General features: G+C 66.4%; 19 protein-coding genes. 13 read left to right on the top strand and 6 right to left on the bottom strand.

The window, feature by feature from the left end; translation table 11 throughout:
- Positions 1-166: 166 nt before the first annotated feature.
- The 3 genes from B5F70_RS03590 to B5F70_RS03580 all read right to left on the bottom strand — a co-directional run bounded on the left by B5F70_RS03590 (position 167) and on the right by B5F70_RS03580 (position 3,647).
- The gene (locus B5F70_RS03590) at positions 167-931 is read right to left on the bottom strand and encodes a ChbG/HpnK family deacetylase (protein WP_087204195.1); all 765 of its coding nucleotides are present in this window, start codon (positions 929-931) and stop codon (positions 167-169) included.
- A gap of 132 nt (positions 932-1,063) precedes the next feature.
- Positions 1,064-2,491 carry a PTS transporter subunit EIIC gene (locus tag B5F70_RS03585; RefSeq protein WP_087204194.1) on the bottom strand — a complete coding sequence of 476 codons (1,428 nt, stop codon included), beginning with the start codon at positions 2,489-2,491 and terminating at the stop codon, positions 1,064-1,066.
- A 322-nt stretch (positions 2,492-2,813) separates the two neighbouring features.
- Positions 2,814-3,647 carry a PRD domain-containing protein gene (locus B5F70_RS03580; protein ID WP_158094922.1) on the bottom strand — a complete coding sequence of 278 codons (834 nt, stop codon included), beginning with the start codon at positions 3,645-3,647 and terminating at the stop codon, positions 2,814-2,816.
- Between the two features lie 316 nt (positions 3,648-3,963).
- Here B5F70_RS03580 and acpP point away from each other — a divergent pair, with 316 nt between their 5' ends.
- From acpP to B5F70_RS03520, 12 genes are all read left to right on the top strand, one after another.
- Entirely contained in the window at positions 3,964-4,194 is a 231-nt protein-coding gene (gene acpP, locus B5F70_RS03575; protein WP_087204192.1) for an acyl carrier protein, read from the top strand.
- An 86-nt stretch (positions 4,195-4,280) separates the two neighbouring features.
- On the top strand, positions 4,281-4,793 hold the full coding sequence (gene accB / locus B5F70_RS03570) for an acetyl-CoA carboxylase biotin carboxyl carrier protein (RefSeq protein WP_206383490.1): 513 nt from the start codon (positions 4,281-4,283) through the stop codon (positions 4,791-4,793).
- Between the two features lie 10 nt (positions 4,794-4,803).
- Positions 4,804-6,321: an acetyl-CoA carboxylase biotin carboxylase subunit gene (gene accC, locus B5F70_RS03565; RefSeq protein WP_087204191.1), complete on the top strand. Its 1,518-nt coding sequence runs from the start codon at positions 4,804-4,806 to the stop codon at positions 6,319-6,321.
- The gene (gene accD / locus B5F70_RS03560; protein WP_087204190.1) at positions 6,322-7,206 is read left to right on the top strand and encodes an acetyl-CoA carboxylase, carboxyltransferase subunit beta; all 885 of its coding nucleotides are present in this window, start codon (positions 6,322-6,324) and stop codon (positions 7,204-7,206) included.
- The gene (locus B5F70_RS03555; RefSeq protein ID WP_241145893.1) at positions 7,184-8,134 is read left to right on the top strand and encodes an acetyl-CoA carboxylase carboxyltransferase subunit alpha; all 951 of its coding nucleotides are present in this window, start codon (positions 7,184-7,186) and stop codon (positions 8,132-8,134) included. The genes accD and B5F70_RS03555 overlap by 23 nt, the downstream gene beginning before the upstream one ends.
- Positions 8,131-9,144: a beta-ketoacyl-ACP synthase III gene (locus B5F70_RS03550; protein WP_241145892.1), complete on the top strand. Its 1,014-nt coding sequence runs from the start codon at positions 8,131-8,133 to the stop codon at positions 9,142-9,144. Before B5F70_RS03555 ends, B5F70_RS03550 begins: the two co-directional genes overlap by 4 nt.
- 174 nt (positions 9,145-9,318) lie before the next feature.
- Entirely contained in the window at positions 9,319-10,251 is a 933-nt protein-coding gene (locus B5F70_RS03545; RefSeq protein ID WP_087204189.1) for a nitronate monooxygenase, read from the top strand.
- A gap of 4 nt (positions 10,252-10,255) precedes the next feature.
- Entirely contained in the window at positions 10,256-11,224 is a 969-nt protein-coding gene (locus tag B5F70_RS03540) for an ACP S-malonyltransferase (protein WP_087204188.1), read from the top strand.
- A gap of 45 nt (positions 11,225-11,269) precedes the next feature.
- Positions 11,270-12,025, top strand: a complete 756-nt coding sequence (fabG, locus tag B5F70_RS03535) for a 3-oxoacyl-[acyl-carrier-protein] reductase (RefSeq protein ID WP_087204187.1) — start codon at positions 11,270-11,272, stop codon at positions 12,023-12,025.
- Positions 12,026-12,070: 45 nt separating this feature from the next.
- Positions 12,071-13,324, top strand: coding sequence for a beta-ketoacyl-ACP synthase II (fabF, locus tag B5F70_RS03530; RefSeq protein ID WP_206383489.1), 1,254 nt, complete (start codon positions 12,071-12,073; stop codon positions 13,322-13,324).
- A gap of 3 nt (positions 13,325-13,327) precedes the next feature.
- Complete coding sequence (fabZ, locus tag B5F70_RS03525; RefSeq protein ID WP_087204186.1) at positions 13,328-13,804, top strand: 3-hydroxyacyl-ACP dehydratase FabZ; 477 nt, start codon at positions 13,328-13,330, stop codon at positions 13,802-13,804.
- A gap of 28 nt (positions 13,805-13,832) precedes the next feature.
- On the top strand, positions 13,833-14,312 hold the full coding sequence (locus tag B5F70_RS03520; RefSeq protein WP_087204185.1) for a MarR family winged helix-turn-helix transcriptional regulator: 480 nt from the start codon (positions 13,833-13,835) through the stop codon (positions 14,310-14,312).
- Between the two features lie 175 nt (positions 14,313-14,487).
- On the opposite strand, the gene B5F70_RS03515 is transcribed toward B5F70_RS03520, so the two are convergent.
- Genes B5F70_RS03515 through B5F70_RS03505 form a run of 3 tightly spaced genes read right to left on the bottom strand, consistent with a single transcriptional unit; the run spans position 14,488 to position 16,832 of the window.
- On the bottom strand, positions 14,488-15,249 hold the full coding sequence (locus B5F70_RS03515) for an amino acid ABC transporter ATP-binding protein (RefSeq protein WP_087204184.1): 762 nt from the start codon (positions 15,247-15,249) through the stop codon (positions 14,488-14,490).
- Positions 15,250-15,257: 8 nt separating this feature from the next.
- A complete protein-coding gene (locus B5F70_RS03510; protein WP_087204183.1) occupies positions 15,258-15,911 on the bottom strand; it encodes an amino acid ABC transporter permease in 654 nt (217 codons plus the stop codon).
- A gap of 33 nt (positions 15,912-15,944) precedes the next feature.
- Positions 15,945-16,832 carry a transporter substrate-binding domain-containing protein gene (locus B5F70_RS03505; RefSeq protein ID WP_087204182.1) on the bottom strand — a complete coding sequence of 296 codons (888 nt, stop codon included), beginning with the start codon at positions 16,830-16,832 and terminating at the stop codon, positions 15,945-15,947.
- A 446-nt stretch (positions 16,833-17,278) separates the two neighbouring features.
- On the opposite strand from B5F70_RS03505, the gene B5F70_RS03500 reads away from it, so the two are divergent.
- Positions 17,279-20,143, top strand: coding sequence for a proton-conducting transporter membrane subunit (locus tag B5F70_RS03500; protein ID WP_087204181.1), 2,865 nt, complete (start codon positions 17,279-17,281; stop codon positions 20,141-20,143).
- Positions 20,144-20,146 lie beyond the last annotated feature (3 nt).

The raw sequence follows: 20,146 nt of genomic DNA, 5'->3' as shown, positions 1-20,146 counted from the left end.
CGGCCTCGGGCGCCTCCTCGGCAAACTCGATAAACTCGACAAACAAAAACGTCGAGAACTCGACAAAACTTCTGTCGAGTTCTCGACGTTATGCTACGTCATGGTCGTGCGGTGCCTTGTGCTCCACCCGCCATCACGTGCCGTCGCGGCTGTGCCTTGCCGTTGCTTACAGGTCGCGGTAGTCGATAAGCGCAAGATCGGGCTGCGCCTCGAGCCAGGTGCGCAGCTCAGGCGAGATGAGCGCGTCGACCTCCTTGGTGCGGTCGGTGGTGAGCGACGAGTTGTTGAGGATGAACTGGTCCAGATAGCCGGGGTGCGCCACAAACACGGTGGTGTCGCCGTCGGCCATCTGCGCGACCGTCTCGCGGATGCACGCGGCGGGGTCGTAGTCGGGCGTCATCGAGCGCAGGACCATGCGCACCGGTGTGGAGCCGCAGGTAACCACGGCAGTGGGGTCGAACGAAGCCGGCTGGTTCTTGTAGCCGTGGCGTTCGGCAACGTAGGCGATGGCGCGATTGAGGTTGTTGCTCGTGACGGCGTGCGCCTCGAAGTAGTCGGGGTCGCTCCCCACAACCTCGAGGAAGCGCGCGAGCTGTGCCTCGATCTCGATTACCGCCTCGTCGAAGTCGACAAAGTCGACACCCTCTTTATACTTGGCGCGGTACTCGCGGCTGCTCTTAAAGCAGCCGTCCGGCCCCAAAAGGCTCGGGATGCGCGCGGGGTCGGCGCAGGGGCGCCCCAGGCAGACGTTGGTGTGCTGGCCGATGGCGATGTCGGCATCCTTGACCCAGGCGACGCCGCGCTCCGTCTCGGGCATGTTGGGCATGACGCCGACGGAGCGCACGAGGCCCTCGTGTACGGTGCGGGCGATGCCAACGTTGACGGCGTAGGAGTAGCCGATGTCGTCGGCGCGGATGAGCAATTGCTTCATGTGAAACCTCCATCAAAAGCTGCACAGAGCGGATAGGTGAGGGGTCATCTGGCGCAATTCCCCCATGGATGACGCTCGGGCGGCGCCCAAATCAATCTTATCCGTATCGGGTGTTATCGAGCGCCGCGAACCTTATAACCCTGACTCCTCGGTCTCGAGAGCGCTTTGGGCGATTTCATCCTTGGTCATACCCGTAAGGAAGGTCACAACCGTTGAAACGATCAGCGCCAAAGCGGAGGCGATGCAGCCGTTGACGATGTTCATGGTGCTGCCGCCAGTGAATTGGATCAAGCAAAGGATATTTGAACTCGCCATGACATACGTGGTCACATTCGTCAGAACGGAATAGATGCCCGCGACGGCGCCGCCCACGACCATGCCGATCATGGCGCGCTTGAACTTGAAGCCGATACCGTACAGGCCAGGCTCGGTCACGCCGCCGATCATGCCCGAAACGAAGCAGCCGAGCGCAGTGGAGCGGTCGTTCTTATTTTTGGTGCGCAGCGCGATGCCCAAGCACATACCCCAGACGGCGATGGTTGCATAGCCAGCGCACACCATGGCACCCGTCTGGCTGCCCGTCTGAAGAAATCCGGTCATACCGATGCCAAGAACCGCGATATGCATGCCGGTCATGACCAGGAACTCCCAGAAGCCGCCGATGATGATGGCGCCCAGGATGCCGAGGCCGGGCCCCGTCAGGCTCGCGATGAATCCCGCAACGAGCTGGCCGGCCCAGTTGCCAATCGGGGCAAGGAGGCACAGCGAGACCGGCAGCATGACCACCATCGTCAAGAAGGGAACAAAGATCGTGGCAAGCGTATCGGGAACGATCTTCTTGAAGAGCTTCTCGACATAGCTCATAACCCAGATCGAGAGAATAATGGGAAGAACCGTTTGAGAATAATTCTGCATGGTGGTCGGGATGCCGTAAACATCAAACGGCTGGCCAGCCAGGGCGATGAGATCGGGAGAGATCAACGCGCCACCCATGAGCATGCCGAGGACCGGCGTCACGCCGATGTTTTTAGCTGCGGAGTACCCGAGGTAAATCGGTATGAAGTAGAAGCCTGCGTTGAACATCGCGTTGCAGAGCGTGATGAAGCTGCTATCCGCTGTAACCAGGTTGAGCATGTCGGGCCCGAGAAGCGCGCCGATCGCCTTGAACAGCGACGCGCCCATCATGAGCGGAATCAGCGCGACCATCGACTTTGAGAGGTAGTTGAGGATGTTCTGGCCCACCCGCTTGGGAGTGAGTTTCTCCTTGGGCATGTCGGGGTCGAGGTTCTCGGCGATGGCTCCCTCGCCGGGCACGCCGAGCTTGACGGCCTCGGCGTAGACCTTGGGCACGTTCTGCCCGATGATGACCTGATACTGGCCGCCCGACCACTGCGCGCCCAGCACGCCCTTGATCTTCTTCACCTCATCGTCGTTGGGGACCGACTGGTCCTTAAGGTTGAGGCGCAGGCGCGTCATGCAATGCGTGGCGCTCGTGACGTTGGCGGCGCCTCCCACGGCGGCGAGTACGTCTTGAGCAATCTGTTTGTTGTCGACTGCCATGTTGCTCCCATCTCGTTGGGGTTGGTGCGGGGGGCGCGGCGCCTCTCCGCCTGAACATGCGGGGCCTCGACGGCCGCGCGGTGTGCGCATCACCGCGCGGTGCTCCGGAGCGATTTTGCTGTGGCGGGGAATCGTGCATGGCAGCGGGTTCCACGCGGCATGAAAAAAGCTCCGCGGCACACCGACAGAAACCGCGAACGGCTTCTGGTGATCGGTAATGCCGTACGGAGCGAGCCGTGCGTAGCACCCAATGCACGGTGAGTATAGGCTCGATGCAGAGGGGGCGGCCTGCCGCAGTGTAGTTTTGTTCCGCGAGCGGTAGCTATGCGGCGGTGGACGGCACGATCCGGTTGATGTGCATGATGAGGTAGACGAGCTCCTCATCGGTGAGGGGCTCGCCGTAAGCCGCCTGGATCTCGGCGGCAAGTGCCCGTGCGCACGTCGCGGCGCGCGGGTACTGCTCGGCGAGCACCTCATAGAGGCCGCAGTTCTCCGACTCGATGGGCTCGCCCTTCTGCACCCGCTCGATGAGGTAGCGTATGTGCGTGGTAAAGCGCGCGTAGGCAAATGAATCGCGGTCGACGGTGACGCCCATCTCGCGCTCGACGGCCTCGGCAACGTGCTCCAAGAGGCGTTCCTCGCGCTTGGTGGCGAGTGCCCGGCGCTGACTCGGCGCCACGGCGGCGTTGACGATGGAGAGCGCCACGCCCGTGGCCTCATGCCGGTCCATGCGCACCTTAAAGGTCTTCTGCATACCGCGCACGGCCATCTCGGCCAGGCGGTACTCCACCGGGTGCGCCTGCTGCACGTCCTCGGCGAGCGGCATGGGAACAACCAGGTGCTCGCGTGCGCGCTTGAGCGCGAACTGGATATGGTCGGCGAGCGTGATGGGCAGGTTGGGGGAGAGCTCGTAGGAGACCTGCTGCGTCACGATGTCAGCGAGCTGGGCGGAAAACTCCAGCACATCGGGGTCCACCTCGTCGATAAACGCCAGGTACTTGCGGTCGATGCCGTAAAACGTCCGCTTGACGTCCTCCAGATTGACCTCGTGCGGCATATCGCCAAACCCAATGCCGCGCCCCAGCGCAATGAGCTGGTGCCCGGCGCCGTCCTCGCAGATGGCGGCGTTATGGTTGATGCGCTGAATGGCACGCACGGGCGCTCCTCTCGTCTCGTCCATTTTCGTATACCGCCCCCGCCGATGCAACGGAAGGTTGCGGTGGCCGCAGCGTGCAGCGTTGAGTATCAAAATGGTATTGACGTAATGACAGTAAACGTCAATTTGTGCAGAGCCTGAGGAGAACGGGGAAATCCCTGATTCTCGGCCATGACTCAAAACTCAAAACTAAAATACTTTAACTAAGTTTTTTGAGAGAGTTTGCCGGAAGCGAGCCTCGCAAAAGACGGGCGCCGCAAACGTGCGGCGTCGCCCACCACGACCAGAAGGGCCCTCGGCCCGGAAAGGACAGACCATGGATTTCCAGAAGATGTGCGAGGTCATCTCCGAGACCGTCGGGTGCGACCTGGAGAAGGTCACCCGTGAGGCCAAGCTCGAGGAGGACCTGGGCGCCGACTCGCTCGCGGCGATGGAGCTCGTCATGGCGCTCGAGGAGGCCTTTGAGGTCGAGATCGACGACGCCGAGCTCGATCAGTTCAAGACCGTGGGCGATCTGGCCGACTACATCGAGCAGAAGCTCGCGTAACGCGGGATGACAGACGGGGCCTTGTGCCCCGACGTGCCAGGGCGGTGCCGGCGGGGCAGGGGTCCTGCCTGGCCGAAGGAGGAAGCATGGGTGTGAAAGCGCAAGATATCTACGATGTGATGGACCGGTTTGAGGCGGGTAGCGCCACACGGCTCAAGCTCGCGTGGGAGGGCGTCGAGCTCGAGCTCGAGAAGGCGCAGGCCCCCGCGGCCCCGGCGCCCGTGATCCTTCCCGTCGCCGTGCCCGCCTCCCCGGCCGCGCCGGCAGCCCCCGTGGCGCCGTCTGCGCCCGTCCCGGCGACAGCTCCGGTGCCTGCGGCACCTGCACAGGCACCGGCGGAGAGCTCTCCGGCGGATACCGGCACGTGCATCACCGCGCCGCTCGTGGGCGTGTTCTACGCGGCGCCCGCGCCCGATAAGGACCCGTACGTCCAGCCGGGCGACCACGTAAAGAAGGGCGATACGGTCTGCCTTCTCGAGGCCATGAAGATGATGAGCGAGGTGCCGGCTCCCTGCGACTGCACCATCGAGGAGGTCCTCGTGGCCGACGGCGAGCTTGTGGAGTTCGGTGCGCCCATCATCCGTTACCGCGAGGACTAGGCGGTAGGCTATGTTCAAGCGCATCCTCATCGCCAACCGCGGGGAGATCGCCGTCCGCATCTTCCGCGCGTGTCGCGAGCTCGATATCGAGCCCATCGTCGTCTATTCCGAGGCGGACCGCGAGGCGCTGCACGTGCAGCTCGCCGAGCACGCCTACTGCATCGGCCCGGCACCCTCGGCCAAGAGCTACCTCGACGTCGACGCGATTCTTACGGTTGCCAAGAATACCGGGTGCGACGCCATCCATCCCGGCTACGGCTTTCTCTCCGAGAACGCCGACTTCGCGCGGCGCTGCGCCGAGGAGGGTATCGCGTTCATCGGCCCGTCGGCCGACGTCATCGAGCGCATGGGCAACAAGGCGGCCGCGCGCGAGCTCATGAAGAGCGCGGGCGTGCCCGTCGTGCCGGGCTCCGACGGCGACGTGCCGAACGCGCGCGTGGGTGCCAAGATCGCCGAGAAGATCGGCTATCCCGTGCTCATCAAGGCCGCTGCGGGTGGCGGCGGGCGCGGCATGCGCAAGGTTTTCGACCCCGCCGATTTCGAGACCCTCTTCGAGGAGGCCCGCGCCGAGTCGCGCGCGTGCTTCAACGACGACGAGATGTACCTCGAGAAGCTGGTGCTCAACCCGCATCACATCGAGTTCCAGATCATGGCCGACGCGCACGGCAACGTCGTGCAGCTGGGGGAGCGCGACTGCTCCATCCAGCGCCGCGGTCAGAAGATGATTGAGGAGACCCCGGCCCGCGTGCTTTCTCCCGAGCTGCGGGCGCAGATGGGCGAGGCCGCCGTCGCGGCGGCGCGCGCTGCGGGCTACGTTAACGCCGGCACTATCGAGTTTGTGCTCGACCCCTCCGGTGCGTTCTACTTCATCGAGATGAACACGCGCATCCAGGTGGAGCATCCCATCACCGAGATCGTGACCGCCACCGACCTTGTGCGCGAGCAGATTCGCGTGGCCGCCGGGCTCACGCTGTCGTTCACCCAGGACGACATCCATCCCAACGGACACGCCATCGAGTGCCGCATCAACGCCGAGGACCCGTCGCACGGCTTCATGCCGGCGCCCGGCCACGTTGGCTTTCTGCACCTGCCGGGCGGCGCGGGCGTGCGCGTGGACTCCGGCCTCTACGCAGGCTGCGAGCTGCCGCCCTACTACGACTCGCTCATCGCCAAGCTCATCTGCTGGGCTCCGACGCGCCTCGAGGCCATCAAGCGCATGCGCCGCGCGCTCGAAGAGACCATCGTGGCCGGCCCCGTAACCAACGTGGACCTGCTGCACCAGATCATGTACCACCCGCAGTTTGTGCGCGGGGCGTATGACACCTCGTTCATCGACCAGAACCTCGACACGCTCGTGGCGTGGAGCGCGGGCGTTGAGCCCGAGGAGGCCGAGGCCGCTGCCGGTTCTACCGCCGAGCTCGCGGAAAAGGCCCCGGCGGCCGACGAGGCGCCCGCCGCGGCCGGCGACGGCACGGCGGCCGAGCCCGCTGCCCCCGCCACCCCCGTGGCGACGGAAAAGGAGGCGTAAATGGCCGGAATTCTGGCTGAGCGCCGGCAACGGCTGCTCGCCCTCAAGAAGCTCCGCGGCGGGGCCGCCACCGAGCGCCGGCGCACCGCGGCGACGACGTGCCCCTCGTGCGGGCGCGACCTCCCCGAGGAGGAGCTCGCCGCCAACCAGCGCGTGTGCCCCTATTGTGGGCACCACTTCCCGCTGCCGGCGCGCGAGCGTCTGCACATCATCCTCGACGAGGGCTCCTTTAAGGAACTCGACCCCAACCTCGTCTCGCGCGACCCGCTCGACTTTCCGGGCTACCCCGAGAAGCTCAAGGGTCTCAACGCCAAGACCCATCTCGGCGACGCCGTGGTAACGGGCCTCGGTAAGATCGGCGGCGTGCGCGTGGCCGTGGCGGCGCTCGATACGGGCTTCCTCATGGCGAGCATGGGTGCCGTGGTGGGCGAGAAGCTCGCACGGCTCATCGAGCGTGCGGGCAAGAGCCACCTGCCGCTCATCATCTTCTCCGCCTCGGGCGGCGCACGCATGCAGGAGGGCATCGTCTCGCTCATGCAGATGGCCAAGACCTCCGCGGCCATCCAGCGCTTCTCCGACAAGGGCGGCCTCTACATCTCGGTGCTCACGCACCCCACCACGGGCGGCGTCACCGCGAGCTTTGCGAGCCTGGGCGACATCATGCTCGCCGAGCCGGGCGCGCTCATCGGCTTTGCCGGCCCGCGCGTGATCGAGCAGACTATCGGCGAGAAGCTCCCCGAGGGCTTCCAGAGCGCCGAGTTCCAGCTCGAGCACGGCTTCCTCGACGCCGTCGTTCCGCGCGCGCGGATGCGCTCGATGCTCATCCGCGTGCTCGCCCTGCATGGAAAGGGAGGTGTCAACCGTGACCGAACCCACGACCGATAAGCTCGCCAACACCGAGGCACTCGCCGAGCGCGTCACGGCGGCGGCCGGCATGACGGCCACCGACGGCGCGCCGGCCGAGGTCGCCCGCCCCGCGGCGGATGCCGCCCCGACGGACGTGCTCACCGCGGCCCAGCGCGTGGCCCTCGCCCGGCAGCCGGGCCGTCCGGGTGTGGCCGAGTTCATCAAGGCGCTCTTCGGTGACTTCTTCGAGCAGCACGGCGACCGCTCCATGACCGACGACCCGAGCATCATGGGCGGCATCGCGCGCTTCCATGGACGTCCGGTTACCGTGATCGGCAACCGCAAGGGCGCCACCATCGAGGAGCGCATCGCCTGCAACTTTGGCATGGCATCGCCCGAGGGGTACCGCAAGGCCCAGCGCATCATGCGCGCTGCCGAGAAGTTCGGCCGCCCCATCATCACGTTCGTGGACACATCGGGCGCCTATCCGGGGCTCGAGGCCGAAGAGCACGGTCAGGGCGAGGCAATCGCCCGCTCCATCGAGCTCATGAGCTCGCTCACCGTGCCGGTCGTCTCGGTCATCACCGGCGAGGGCGGTTCGGGCGGCGCGCTTGCGCTCGCCGTGGGCAACCGGGTGCTCATGCTCGAGAACGCGGTGTACTCGGTGCTCTCGCCCGAGGGTTTCGCCTCGATTCTGTGGAAGGACGCGAGCCGAGCCGACGAGGCGTGCGAGGTCATGAAGCTCACGGCAGACGACCTGCTTGAGCTGGGCGTGATCGACGGAATCATCCCCGAGCCCGCGGGCGGGGCGCACGAGAACCCCGCCGCGCTCTTCCAGGTGGTGGACACCGCGCTCACCCGTGAGCTGGCCGAGCTGGAGAAGATGAGCCGCACCGCAATCGTGGAGGACCGGTACCGGAAGTTCCGCGCCATGGGCGCGACGGCCGTGAAGCGGGGACGCGTATGACGAACGAGATGCAGACAGGGCAGGTCGGGCGCGTGCCGGGTGTGCGCATTGTGGGCACGGGCTCGGCGCTTCCGAGCCGTACGGTCACCAACGACGATCTCGCGCAGATCGTGGATACCTCCGACGAGTGGATTTCCACCCGCACGGGCATCCGTTCGCGCCGCTATTGCGACCGCGCCAAGGGCGAGTCGCAGCTCACCCTCGCTTGCGAGGCGGCGCGCCGCGCGCTTGCAGCGAGCGGGCGCACGGCCGAGGAGGTGGGCGTCTGCCTCGTCGCCACCTTCACCCCGTCGGCGGCGACGCCCTCTACGGCGTGTTTGCTCGAGCGCGAGCTCGGGCTTGCCGAGGACACGCTCTGCCTCGATGTCAACGCGGCCTGCGCGGGCTTCGTCTACGCGCTCTACACCGCGGGCTGCCTTATCGAGCGCGCGTCGCGCCCGCTCGCGCTTGTGGTGGGCGCCGAGGAGCTGAGCCGTGTGGTCGACTTCTCCGATCGCTCCACCTGCGTGCTCTTTGGCGACGGTGCGGGCGCCGCGGTGCTCGAGCGCGCTGCCGGCGCGCCGGACCTCGTGGCGACGTGGGGTTCGCGCGGCAACGACGAGGCGCTCTTCGCTCCGGGCGCGGGCGCGGTCGACGCGCAGGGTGCGCCGCTCGCGAGTCATCTCTCCATGGACGGCCGGGCGGTCTTTCGCTTTGCCACTGAGGTGCTGCCGCGCTGCACCGCCGAGGTGCTCACCGCCGCCGGGGTGGAGGCGACCGATGTGGATCGCTTCGTCTTCCACCAGGCAAACAAGCGCATCGTGGACGTGGCAGTGCGCAAGCTCGGGGTCGATCCCGAGCGCTGCGCCGGCAACATCGACCACACGGGCAACACGAGCGCGGCGAGTGTGCCGATTCTGCTCGACGAGCTCGTGCGCACCGGTGAGCTTTCCTCTCCGGCGCGCGTGGTGATGGCGGGCTTTGGCGCGGGCCTCACCTGGGCGAGCTGCTTGGTTGAGGTCGCCCCCTAGGCGTTGGGCTTGGGGCGGGGCCGCATTTCCTCATGCGGCGGCCCGTCCCGGCAAGCGCGGCCTCGCTTTGCGCGGGGCACCCAAGCAGGGCGCCAGCGTCCGCATTAGATCCAGCAACCCCGTCCCCAAACGCAACGCGCGCACGCGGGACCACGGAAAGGAACGGATAGCCAGATGAAGAAGCTGAACGAGATTCTGGGGACGGAATTCCCCATCATCCAGGGTGGTATGGCCAACATCGCCACCGGCGCGTTTGCGGCGGCTTGCTCGAATGCGGGCGCGCTCGGCCTCGTGGCGGGCGGCGGCCTCACCGGTGAGGCGCTCCGCGCAGAGATCCGCGCCGCTGCCGCCGCGACCGACAAGCCCTTTGGCGTGAACCTCATGCTCATGAACCCGCACATCGATGAGTGCGCACGCGTGGTGGTTGAGGAGGGCGTCTCGGTCATCACCACCGGCGCCGGCAACCCCGCCAAGTACATCGATGCGTGGAAGGAGGCCGGCATCAAGGTCTTTCCCGTGGTCGCCGCGCCCATTCTCGCCAAGCGCCTCGCGCGCCTGCCCATCGACGGCATCATCGCCGAGGGTACCGAGTCCGGCGGACACGTGGGCGAGGCCACCACGATGGCGCTCGTGCCCGCCGTGGTGGATGCGGTGCCCGACCTCCCCGTCATCGCGGCGGGCGGCATTGCCGACGGGCGCGGCATGGCGGCGGCCCTTGCCCTCGGTGCCTGCGGCGTGCAGGTGGGCACGTGCCTGCTGGCGAGCGAGGAGTGCCCCATCCACCAGAACTATAAGGACAAGGTCGTTGCGGCCGGCGTGAACGACACCGTGGTGACGGGCCGTCCCGCCGGTGCCCCCGTGCGCTGCCTTAAGAACAAGATGACCAAGAGGTATCTGGAGCTGGAGCGCACCGACACCAAGCGCGACGAGCTCGAGGCGCTCACGCTCGGCAGCCTTCGCCGCGCCGTGTTCGACGGCGACATCGATACCGGAAGCTTCATGTGCGGCCAGGTGGCGGGCATGGTGCACGAGGTGCGTCCGGTGCGCGCCATACTGGAGGACCTCGTGGCCGGCGCACGCGCGGTCATAGCTGGGTTGGAGGTGTAGCCCCATGGCGCTCGCGTTTCTTTTTGCCGGCCAGGGCTCGCAGCATGCGGGCATGGGCGCCGATCTGTACGAGACCTACCCGGCGTTTGCCCGCGTGATCGACGAGGCGGATGCCGCGGTCGACTTCGACCTCAAGACGCTCATGTTCGAGGACCCCGAGGGCAAGATTTCGGATACCGCCTACACGCAACCGGCGATGGTCGCCTTTGCATGCGGCCTTACGGCGGTGCTTGCCGAGCGGGGCATCCAGGCGGACTACGCCGCCGGCCTCTCGCTCGGCGAGTACTCCGCCCTCGCCTATGCCGGCGTGTTCGAGCCCGCGCAGGCCGTGGCGCTCGCCGCCTTCCGCGGCCGTGCGATGGCCGAGGCGGCGTCCGGGCGCAAGACGGCCATGATCTCGGTGCTGGGCATCGATCGCGAGCAGGTGGAGCGCTCTGTCGCCGCCGCGCAGGCGGCCGCTGCGGACGGCGAGGTCGTCGAGGTCTCCAACTACAACTGCCCCGGCCAGACGGTCATCGCCGGCGATGCGGAACCGGTTGCGGCGGCAGCAGCTCTCGCCAAGGAGGCCGGCGCCCGCCGCTGCATCCCGCTCAAGGTCTCCGGCCCCTTCCACACCTCGCTGCTGGCCCCTGCAGGCGAGGCGCTCCGCGAGCGCTTCGCAACCGAGCGCTTCGGCGCCATGCGCGTGCCGGTGCTCTTCAACACGCTCGGCCGCGAGGTGAGCGAGGCTGAGCTCGACGCCGCGTCGACCTCCGGTAGCATCGACGAACTCGTGCCCGCGCTGCTCATTCGCCAGGTGCAGAGCGCGGTGCGCATGGAGGACACCATCCACCGGCTCGCCGAGCTCGGTGTCGACCGCGTGATCGAGATTGGCCCGGGGCGCGTGCTCTCGGGGCTCGTACGCAAGACGGAGCCCGGCATCGCGTGCACGTCCGTCGAGACCGTCTCGGACATCGAGTCGCTGGTCTCATAACCGGGGCGGGATGTTGTACCGACCCCTCCCTTAGAAAGGATAGCCATGCAGGAGACACCCCAGAACCTCGCCGGCAAGTGCGCCATCGTCACGGGCGGCAGCCGGGGCATCGGGCGGGCCGTCGTGCTCGAGCTCGCGCGCCGCGGGGCAAACATCGTGTTCAGCTATGCGGGCAATGCCGCTGCCGCCGAGGAGACGCGCGCATCCGCCGCGGCGCTCGGCGTCGAGGTCCGCGCGGTTAAGGCGAACGCGACCGATCCTGCGGCCGCGCCCGCGCTCGTCGACGCGGCCAAGGAGCTCGGTGGCGTCGACATCCTCGTCAACAATGCCGGCATCACGCGCGACAAGCTGGCCGCGCGCATGAGCGCCGAGGATTTCGAGGCCGTCATCGCCACCAACCTCACCGGCGCCTTCCTTATGACCAAGGCCGTCTTGCGTCCCATGATGCGCGCCCGCGCCGGCGCCATCGTCAACCTGAGCTCCGTCGTGGGGCTGCGCGGCAACGCCGGTCAGGCAAATTACGCCGCGAGCAAGGCGGGCCTCATCGGCCTTACCAAATCGATCGCCCGCGAGGTCGCCGGCGCCGGCATCCGCGTGAACGCCGTCGCCCCCGGCTTTATTGCGACCGACATGACCGACGCGATGCCCGAGGCCGCCCGCGAGGCCACCCTCGCCCAGATCCCCGCCGGCCGCCTGGGTGCGCCCGAGGACGTGGCGCATGCGATCGCATTTCTCGTGTCCGACGACGCCGCCTACATCACGGGCCAGGTGCTCGCCATCGACGGCGGCATGAGCATGTAATCCGCCTCTCACGTATGTGTGCCCCTGTGTTCTAAGGAGTTTCGAATGAGCAATCTGCAAAGGCGCCGCGTGGTCATCACCGGTATGGGCGCCGTCACGCCGCTCGGTCATACCGTGGCCGAGAGCTGGGACGCGGTGCGCGCCGGCACGTGCGGCATCGCCCCCATCACGCGCTACGACGCGAGCGAGCGCAAGGTCACGCTCGCCGCTGAGGTAAAGGACTGGGACGGCGCGGCGTTGCTGGGCCGACAGCGCGCCAAGCACCTCGCGCGCTTCACGCAGTTCGCCCTCATCGCGGCGCACGAGGCCGTTGAGACCGCCGCGCTCGACACCGCCTCCATCGACGCCACGCGCGCCGGCGTGATCGTCTCCTCCGGCATCGGCGGCGTGGAAGAGACCGAGAACCAACAGACGAGCTGCTTGAAGCGCGGGTTTGACCGCTGCTCGCCCTTCTACATCCCCTCCGGCATCTCCAACATGGCGGCGGGCGAGGTCGCGATCGAGATGGGCTTCAAGGGCATGTGCACCTGCCCCGTCACGGCGTGCGCCGGCGGCTCCAATGCGGTGGGCGACGCCTTCCGCCACATCCGCGACGGCTATGCCGAGGTCATGCTCGCCGGCGGCACCGAGGCGGCCATCACCCCGCTCTCCATCGGCGGCTTCACCACGATGCGCGCGCTCCACACGGGCGCGGACCCCAAGGCCGCGTCGATTCCGTTCGACGCGCGCCGCTCCGGCTTTGTGATGGGCGAGGGCGCCGCCATGCTGCTGCTGGAGGAGCGCGAGCACGCGCTCGCCCGCGGTGCCAAGATCATCGCCGAGGTGGTGGGCTACGGCGTCACCTGCGACGCGCACCACATCACGGCGCCGGCGCCTGATGGCGAGGGCGGCGCGCGCGCCATGGCGCAGGCGCTCGAAGACGCCGGCGGCGTCGCGCCCGAGGCCGTGGGCTACATTAACGCGCACGGCACGTCGACCCCGCTCAACGACCGCTGCGAGACCGCGGCGATCAAGACGGTGTTTGGCGATCACGCCTATCAGCTCGCCGTCTCCTCCACCAAGTCCATGACAGGGCACATGCTCGGCGCTGCCGGTGCGGTGGAGGCCGTCTTTACGGCTCTGGCGCTGCACGACGACTACCTGCCGGCGACCATCGGCTACGCCGAGGCCGATCCCGACTGCGACCTCGACTACATCCCCAACGAGGGCCGCGCGAAGCGCGTCGAGTACGCGCTCTCCAACTCGCTCGGCTTCGGCGGGCACAACGCCTGCCTGCTGTTCAAGAAATGGGAGGGCTAACCTATGGCCGACACCACCGCTTCCGCCGCACCGCACCTTCAGCTGGACGCCAATCAGATCGCCCAGGTGCTACCGCACCGCTATCCCTTCGCCCTCGTCGACCGCATCGATGACGGCGAGGCGGGCTCTTGGGCGCGCGGACGGCTGTGCGTGAGCGTGACGAGTCCCGTGTTCTGCGGGCACTTCCCCTCCTACCACGTCCTTCCCGGCGTCCTCATCATCGAGGCCCTCGCCCAGACGGCGGCCGTGGCCATGCTCTCGCTGCCGGAGCACGCCGGTAAGCTCGGCTTTTTTGCCGCCATCAAAGACGCCCGCTTCAAGCGGCAGGTGCGTCCCGGCGACGTGCTCACGCTCGAGGCGCGCATCACCAAGACGCGCGGCGCCTTCGCCTTTGTGGAGGCGACGGCGAGCGTGGACGGTGTCGTGGCGGCATCGGCCGAGCTCACCCTCGCCCTCGGCGCCGGCGAGGGTGTACAGTAGGTGCCGATGCACGTGCGAAAGGGGACCCATGCTCGAGGAACGGTTTAACGAGGTGTATAGCAAGTTCAAGCTGCACTTTTATATGGAGACGTTTGCGCGCTTCCAGAACCGCGAGGCGAGTCTCACCACGGTGGAATCCTTCGCGATGGAGGCCATCTACGCGCTGGGTAGCCCGACGGTGCACGAGTTCGCGCAGTTCATGCGCATCTCGTCGTCCAATGCCGCCTACAAGGTGGCGAGCCTCATTCGCAAGGGCTACGTCGAGAAGGTGCGCTCCGAGCACGATGGCCGCGAGTACCATCTGCGCCCCACGCAGAAGTACCTCGACTACTACAACATCAGCGCCTCGTACGTGCACGAGGTGATCGAGCGCATCAAGGAGCGCTTCTCTGCCGAGGACCTCGCTAAGATGGAGGAGATCTTGCAGGCCATGTCCGAGGAGCTCATGCCCGAGGTGGCGCTCGGTGGTGAGTGGCAGCGCGCGGCGTGCGACGCCGCCCAATCCTAGGCGGGGTCAGGTCCCGCTCGGCGACCGGTCGCCCGAAGAAGGCAAAACCACTCGCAGGCGCGCACCGCGCACGCCCGCGAGTGGTTTTCTGCTCTTTCAGGGGTCTTGAGGAGATGCGCCAAAACGGAAGAAAAGCACTCCTCGGGGAGGGCGCCCGCGAGGGCGCCCGCAGCGCTTATTCGGCGAGTTTGGAGAGGAATGCCTGCGTGCGCGCCTCGCGGGGATGGTCGATAACCTGTGCGGCCGGACCCTCCTCGACGATGACGCCGCCGTCCAGAAAGACGACACGGTCGGCCACCTCGCGCGCGAAGCTCATCTCATGTGTGACGATCACCATGGTCATGTGCTCGGCGGCGAGCGCCTTGATGACGCGCAGCACCTCGGCGGTGAGCTCGGGGTCGAGGGCGCTCGTGGGCTCGTCAAAAAAGAGGATCTCGGGGTTCATGGCGAGCGCGCGGGCGATGCTCACGCGCTGCTGCTGCCCGCCCGAGAGCTGGCAGGGCACTTTGTCCTCGCAGCCGGTGAGCCCCATCTTGGCAATCAGCTCGCGCGCGGCGCGGTCGGCCTCGGTGCGGTTGCGCCTCTGCACGCGCACGGGGGCGTCGGCGATGTTCTGCAAGACGGTGCGGTGCGGAAACAGGTTGTAGTTCTGAAAGACGAGCCCAAAGCGGCCGCGCGCCTGCTTGAGGACGTCGCGCCCGGCGTAGGCGGCGCGTCCACCCGCATCTGTCGCCACGGCGAGGTCGCCAAAGGCGAGCGACCCGCCGTCGAGCGTCTCGAGCAGCGTGGCGCAGCGCAGAAGCGTCGACTTGCCGCCACCGGACGGTCCGATGATGGCGACGACCTCGCCCGGCGCGATGGCGAGCGACACCCCGCGCAGCACCTCATGGGCCCCAAACGCCTTGCGGGCGCCGGTAAGCGTCATAACTGGTTTCATAGCGCCCCCTAGTCGTGGTAATACGCGAGGCGCTTCTCGGCCGCCCCGAGAACGAGCTCCACGATAAAGTTGAACACCCAGTAGAACGCCGCGGCGACGGCGAACGGCACCATGCTCACCTGCGAGGCGACGAGCGCCTTGGCGGTGGAGAACATCTCGGCCACGCCGATGGAGAACGCGAGCGACGTGTCCTTGACGAGCGTGATGATCTCGTTGCCCATGGCGGGGAGGATGCGCTTGACCACCTGCGGCAGCACGATGTAGGCAAACGTCTGGACGCGCGTGTAGCCGAGCACCTCGGCCGCCTCGTATTGGCCACGGGGGATCGACTGCAGGCCCGAGCGGTAGATCTCGGCAAAATACGCCGCGTAGTTGACGATAAACGCCGCGATGGTTGCCTGCCACTTGGAATCCGGCGTGAGCTGGATGCCAAACACGTAGTACGGCGCAAAGTAGATGGCAAACATCTGCAGCATGAGCGGCGTGCCGCGCATGATAGATATATAGATGCGCACGATCCAGCGCACCGGCGCGATGCGGCTCATGCGCCCCAGCGCCACGACGATGCCGAGCGGCACCGCGCCGATCAGCGTAAACGCAAAAATCTGCAGGCTCACGAGGAAGCCATCGGTGAGCATGGTGAGCATGGTCGCAAACGACACGCTATTCGTCCTTTCGAGGGGTCGCGGGCCGCGCTAGGCGAGGACCCAGTTGTCGAACGAGATGCCGTAGTCCGCGTACTTCTCGCAGAGTTCCTCCACGGTGCCGTCTTGAACGAGCTCGCGCAGAGCCTCGGTGACCGCGTCGGCGGTGGCGGTGTCGCCCTTCTTGAAGCCGACGGCGTAGTGCTCCTCCGAGAGCATTTCGGGCAGCTGCACATAGGTGTCGGGGTTGGCCGCCATCTGGTACTCGGCGATGGAGAGGTCGCAGGCGACGGCGGTGACGGCGCCGCTCTCGAGCTGCATGAAGGCGGTGTTGTACTCGCCGATGGTGTCGAGGGTGGCAAAGGTGGCGGCGAGGTCGGCCTGGTCGCCCTCGAGCACGTCGAGCGCTGCGGAATCGATCTGGGTGATGACGGTCGCGCCGGCGAGGTCGTCAAAGCTGGTGATGCCGCTGTCGGCGCGCACGACCACGACCTGCCCGTTCAGCATATACGGCTCCGAGAACGTGTAGTCGTCCTCGCGGCCCTCCATGGTAAAGCCGTTCCAGATGCAGTTGATGGCGCCGGAGCTCAAAAGGGCGTCCTTGGCGTCCCACTCGATGGCCTCGAGCTGCACCTCCCAGCCCTCCTTGTCGGCAACGGCTTGGGCGAGGTCGAGGTCGAAGCCGGTGAACTCGCCGTCATCGCCCACAAACCCGTAGGGCGGGTAGGACTGGTCGAAACCGACGATGAGCGTGCCCGTGGCGACGGCGCTCGTGTCGTCGCCGGCGGCGTCGGCAGGCGCCGATCCCGCGGCAGCGCCGGAACCGGCGGGGGCTGTCTGGCCGCCCGAGCAGCCGGCGAGCAGTACCGCCGAGCCGAGGGCGCAGGCGCCGAGACGGACAAACGAGCGACGGTCGAGAGGAGAGGTGAAGTATGCCATGGTGAGGTCCTTCCCGTAAGCACTTTAGCAAACTAAAGTAGTAAAGCGAACGACGGCAGCATACTCTTTATCTAACTAAAGCGCAACCTGTTGTAACCATATCGTTGCACACGTACCCTGCGGACCGCCGCGGCTGGTGCGGGCGCGCACGGGGCGGGCCGGCAACTCAGTGTCTAGGGCTGCGGGGAGAAAACCCGCAGATTGCATGCCGTCTCTCCCTTCTCCGCTCGGGCGCGCCGTCCGCCCACGTAATCCTCTAGGCTGGAGGGACATGCGATCCGTCCGACTCGTCGCATCCCCGCTCCCGGCTGGTTCGAGGGGTGTCCGATACCGAAGTGCAGTATCCCTGCCATTGTGAAAGAAGGGTGAAGACATATCGGCTACAATATTGCAGATATCGGCTCGGGCGCAGGGGCGCCCGAATCTCAGGTCAAGAGGGGAAAGCTATGGGTCTCATCGCATTTCTCGTCGCCGCTCCTCTGGTGGCCGCCGTCGCGCTCATGCTCTTTAGGAGCGAGAGCCAGCGGGCGGTCATCACCGTCGCGGCAGCGGGCATCACGGGCGTCGCGTCTGTGCTGTTCGCGTTCCAGCACCTGCTCAGCGGCTACACCGTCTATGAGCTCCCGCAGGAGACGAGCTTCATCATCACTATCGTGATGACCGCGGTCGACATCGTGCTCTGCGCGGTGATCCTCTGGTTCTCGATCCGCTACAAGAACAAGCTCGCGCTCGTCATCGGCCTTGTGCAGACGGTCGGCGTCATCTACTTCGCCAACCTCACCCTGCCGCACGGTGCCGAGCACATGCTCACCGCGCCGGTCTATTTTGACCAGCTCTCCGTCATCATGGTCCTCATCGTGGGCCTCGTGGGCAGCGCCATCTGCGTGTACGCCCTGGGCTACATGAAGGACTTCCAGCATCATGAGCCCGCCGGCGCCCCCGATCGCCGTCACTTCTTCGCAGCGCTCATGTTCCTGTTCCTGTCGGCGATGTTTGTCATCGTGCTCTCCGACAACCTCGAGTGGATGTTCACCGGGTGGGAGATCACCACGGTGTGCTCGTTCCTCATGATCGGCTACACCCGCACGCCCGAGGCCATCCGGAACTCCTTCCGTCAGATCATCCTCAACATGATCGGCGGCGTCGCCTTCCTCGTGGCGCTCATCATCATCCATCTCTGGGGCCTGCCGATGTCGCTCGCATCGCTTCCCGTCGTCGCCAACTCCTATGTGGCTCCCGCACTCATCGTGCCGGTGATGCTGCTCTCCGTGGCCGGCCTCACCAAGGCGGCGCAGATGCCGTTCCACAGCTGGCTGCTCGGCGCCATGGTCGCGCCCACGCCCACCTCGGCGCTGCTCCACTCCTCCACGATGGTCAAGGCCGGCGTGTTCCTGCTCGTCAAGCTCGCGCCCATCTACCTCGTGTACCCGGCGGCGTCCGCCATGGTGGTCGCCATCGGCGGCATCACGTTCGCCCTCTGCTCGTTCATGGCCATCACGCAGAGCAACGCCAAGCGCGTGCTCGCCTACTCCACGATTGCCAACCTCGGCCTCATCTCCGCCTGCGCGGGCGTGGGCACCGCCGAGGCGGTCTGGGCGGCCATCTTCCTCATCATCTTCCACACGGTCTCCAAGTCGGTGCTGTTCCTGTGCGTCGGTACCGTCGAGCACCGCATCGGCTCCCGCAACATCGAGGACATGGACGGCCTCTTCAGCCGTCTTCCGCGCCTCACCCGCTTCATGATGCTTGGCATCATGGGCATGTTCGTGGCGCCCTTCGGCATGCTCATCTCCAAGTGGGCCACGCTCGTCTCCTTCGCCGAGACCGGCAACATCTTCTTCCTGATCCTGCTCGCCTTCGGCTCCGCCGCGACGTTCTTCTTCTGGGCCAAGTGGCTCGGCAAGCTCGCCGGCGTGGCGCAGAAGGCCGAGAACGTCGAGGGCGGCGTTCACAAGAGCGAGTGGGCCGCCATCGGCTTCATCTCCGTGCTCCTTCTCGGCTGCTGCGTGCTTCTGCCGGTCATCTCGCAGGCGGTCGTGGGGCCGTACCTCGCGGGTGTCTACCAGACCATGCCGCAGCTCATCGGTGTGGATAACCTGCTTATCATGGCTGCCATCGTCGTCTTCATCGCCATCGTGCTCCTGACGCCGTGGGGTCGCGCGACCGACAAGCGCCGCGTCGCCGTCTACCTGGGCGGCCAGTGCACCGATCCGGACAGCCGCAAGTACCATGCGTCCATGGGCCGCACCATGACGTCCACCAAGCGCAACTGGTACATGACCGACGTCTTCCCCGAGGACAAGCTCACCCTCGCGGGCGTCATCATCTGCACCTCGATCATCATCATGGGCTTCGCCGCGTGCTTCATCCTCGCGGTGCCGTTCCTCGTGGGCGGTTCGTTCTTCGTTGAGCGCGAGGTGCTGCTCGTCGGCCCGGGTCTTCCCGGCATCCTCGCCGGCGTGGTGGTCTTCGCCATCGCTGCGCCCATCCTGGGCTGTCTGCTCGACGGCTGCGACCGCAAGATCTCCGCGCACATGCAGGGGCGCGTGGGCCCGCGCATCCTCCAGCCGTACTATGACGTCCGCAAGCTCATGGGCAAGGAGGAGGCGAGCGTCAACGCGGTCGACGAGGCCTACGTCACGTGCGCGCTCATCTTCGCCATCCTCGCCGGCGGTATGTTCATCTCCGGCTCCAACCTGCTGCTCTGCGTCTTCCTCGTGACGCTGGCGACGCTCTTCATGGTCATTGCGGCCTACTCGGCGCGCTCTCCCTACGCCGACACCGGCGCCGACCGCGAGTGCCTGCAGGTCATGTCCTACGAGCCCATGCTCATGATAATGACGGTCGGCTTCTTCACCGCGACGCAGTCCTTCGATGTGGCGCGCCTCTTCCAGATCGACTCTCCCATCATCTTCCCGCTGCTGCCCATCTTCCTGGGCCTGCTCTTCATCCTCACCATCAAGCTGCGCAAGTCGCCGTTCGATCTCTCCTACAGCCACCATGCGCACCAGGAGATCGTGAAGGGCATCACGACCGAGATGACGGGCCGTACGCTCGCCAAGGTCGAGATCATGCACTGGTGCGAGAGCGTGCTCTTCCTCATGTGGGTCGGTATGTTCTTCGTGTGGGACAACCCGCTGTCGATTGTGCTCGGCATCGTCATGGCGCTGGCGGCGTGGTTCTTCGAGGTCTTCATCGACAACAACTTCGCGCGCATGAAGTGGCAGAACTGCCTGTCCGGCGCGTGGCTCGTGGCGCTCGTGGTGGGCGTCGTGAACCTGTTCTACGTCCTCATCACCCCGTTCATCTAAGGG

The organism is Collinsella sp. An268, from assembly GCF_002159765.1.
Taxonomy (GTDB): Bacteria; Actinomycetota; Coriobacteriia; order Coriobacteriales; family Coriobacteriaceae; genus Coprousia.
The sequence above is the reverse complement of the archived record's forward strand: the minus strand, read 5'-3'. Positions and strand labels throughout refer to the sequence as shown.

What these genes read in the sequence shown, in the direction of transcription:
- B5F70_RS03590 (WP_087204195.1), bottom strand. Translation starts at nt 931, where the DNA reads ATGAAGCAATTGCTCATCCGCGCCGACGACATCGGCTACTCCTACGCC.
- B5F70_RS03585 (WP_087204194.1), bottom strand. Translation starts at nt 2,491, where the DNA reads ATGGCAGTCGACAACAAACAGATTGCTCAAGACGTACTCGCCGCCGTG.
- acpP (WP_087204192.1), top strand. Translation starts at nt 3,964, where the DNA reads ATGGATTTCCAGAAGATGTGCGAGGTCATCTCCGAGACCGTCGGGTGC.
- accB (WP_206383490.1), top strand. Translation starts at nt 4,281, where the DNA reads ATGGGTGTGAAAGCGCAAGATATCTACGATGTGATGGACCGGTTTGAG.
- accC (WP_087204191.1), top strand. Translation starts at nt 4,804, where the DNA reads ATGTTCAAGCGCATCCTCATCGCCAACCGCGGGGAGATCGCCGTCCGC.
- accD (WP_087204190.1), top strand. Translation starts at nt 6,322, where the DNA reads ATGGCCGGAATTCTGGCTGAGCGCCGGCAACGGCTGCTCGCCCTCAAG.
- B5F70_RS03550 (WP_241145892.1), top strand. Translation starts at nt 8,131, where the DNA reads ATGACGAACGAGATGCAGACAGGGCAGGTCGGGCGCGTGCCGGGTGTG.
- B5F70_RS03545 (WP_087204189.1), top strand. Translation starts at nt 9,319, where the DNA reads ATGAAGAAGCTGAACGAGATTCTGGGGACGGAATTCCCCATCATCCAG.
- B5F70_RS03540 (WP_087204188.1), top strand. Translation starts at nt 10,256, where the DNA reads ATGGCGCTCGCGTTTCTTTTTGCCGGCCAGGGCTCGCAGCATGCGGGC.
- fabG (WP_087204187.1), top strand. Translation starts at nt 11,270, where the DNA reads ATGCAGGAGACACCCCAGAACCTCGCCGGCAAGTGCGCCATCGTCACG.
- fabF (WP_206383489.1), top strand. Translation starts at nt 12,071, where the DNA reads ATGAGCAATCTGCAAAGGCGCCGCGTGGTCATCACCGGTATGGGCGCC.
- fabZ (WP_087204186.1), top strand. Translation starts at nt 13,328, where the DNA reads ATGGCCGACACCACCGCTTCCGCCGCACCGCACCTTCAGCTGGACGCC.
- B5F70_RS03520 (WP_087204185.1), top strand. Translation starts at nt 13,833, where the DNA reads ATGCTCGAGGAACGGTTTAACGAGGTGTATAGCAAGTTCAAGCTGCAC.
- B5F70_RS03515 (WP_087204184.1), bottom strand. Translation starts at nt 15,249, where the DNA reads ATGAAACCAGTTATGACGCTTACCGGCGCCCGCAAGGCGTTTGGGGCC.
- B5F70_RS03505 (WP_087204182.1), bottom strand. Translation starts at nt 16,832, where the DNA reads ATGGCATACTTCACCTCTCCTCTCGACCGTCGCTCGTTTGTCCGTCTC.
- B5F70_RS03500 (WP_087204181.1), top strand. Translation starts at nt 17,279, where the DNA reads ATGGGTCTCATCGCATTTCTCGTCGCCGCTCCTCTGGTGGCCGCCGTC.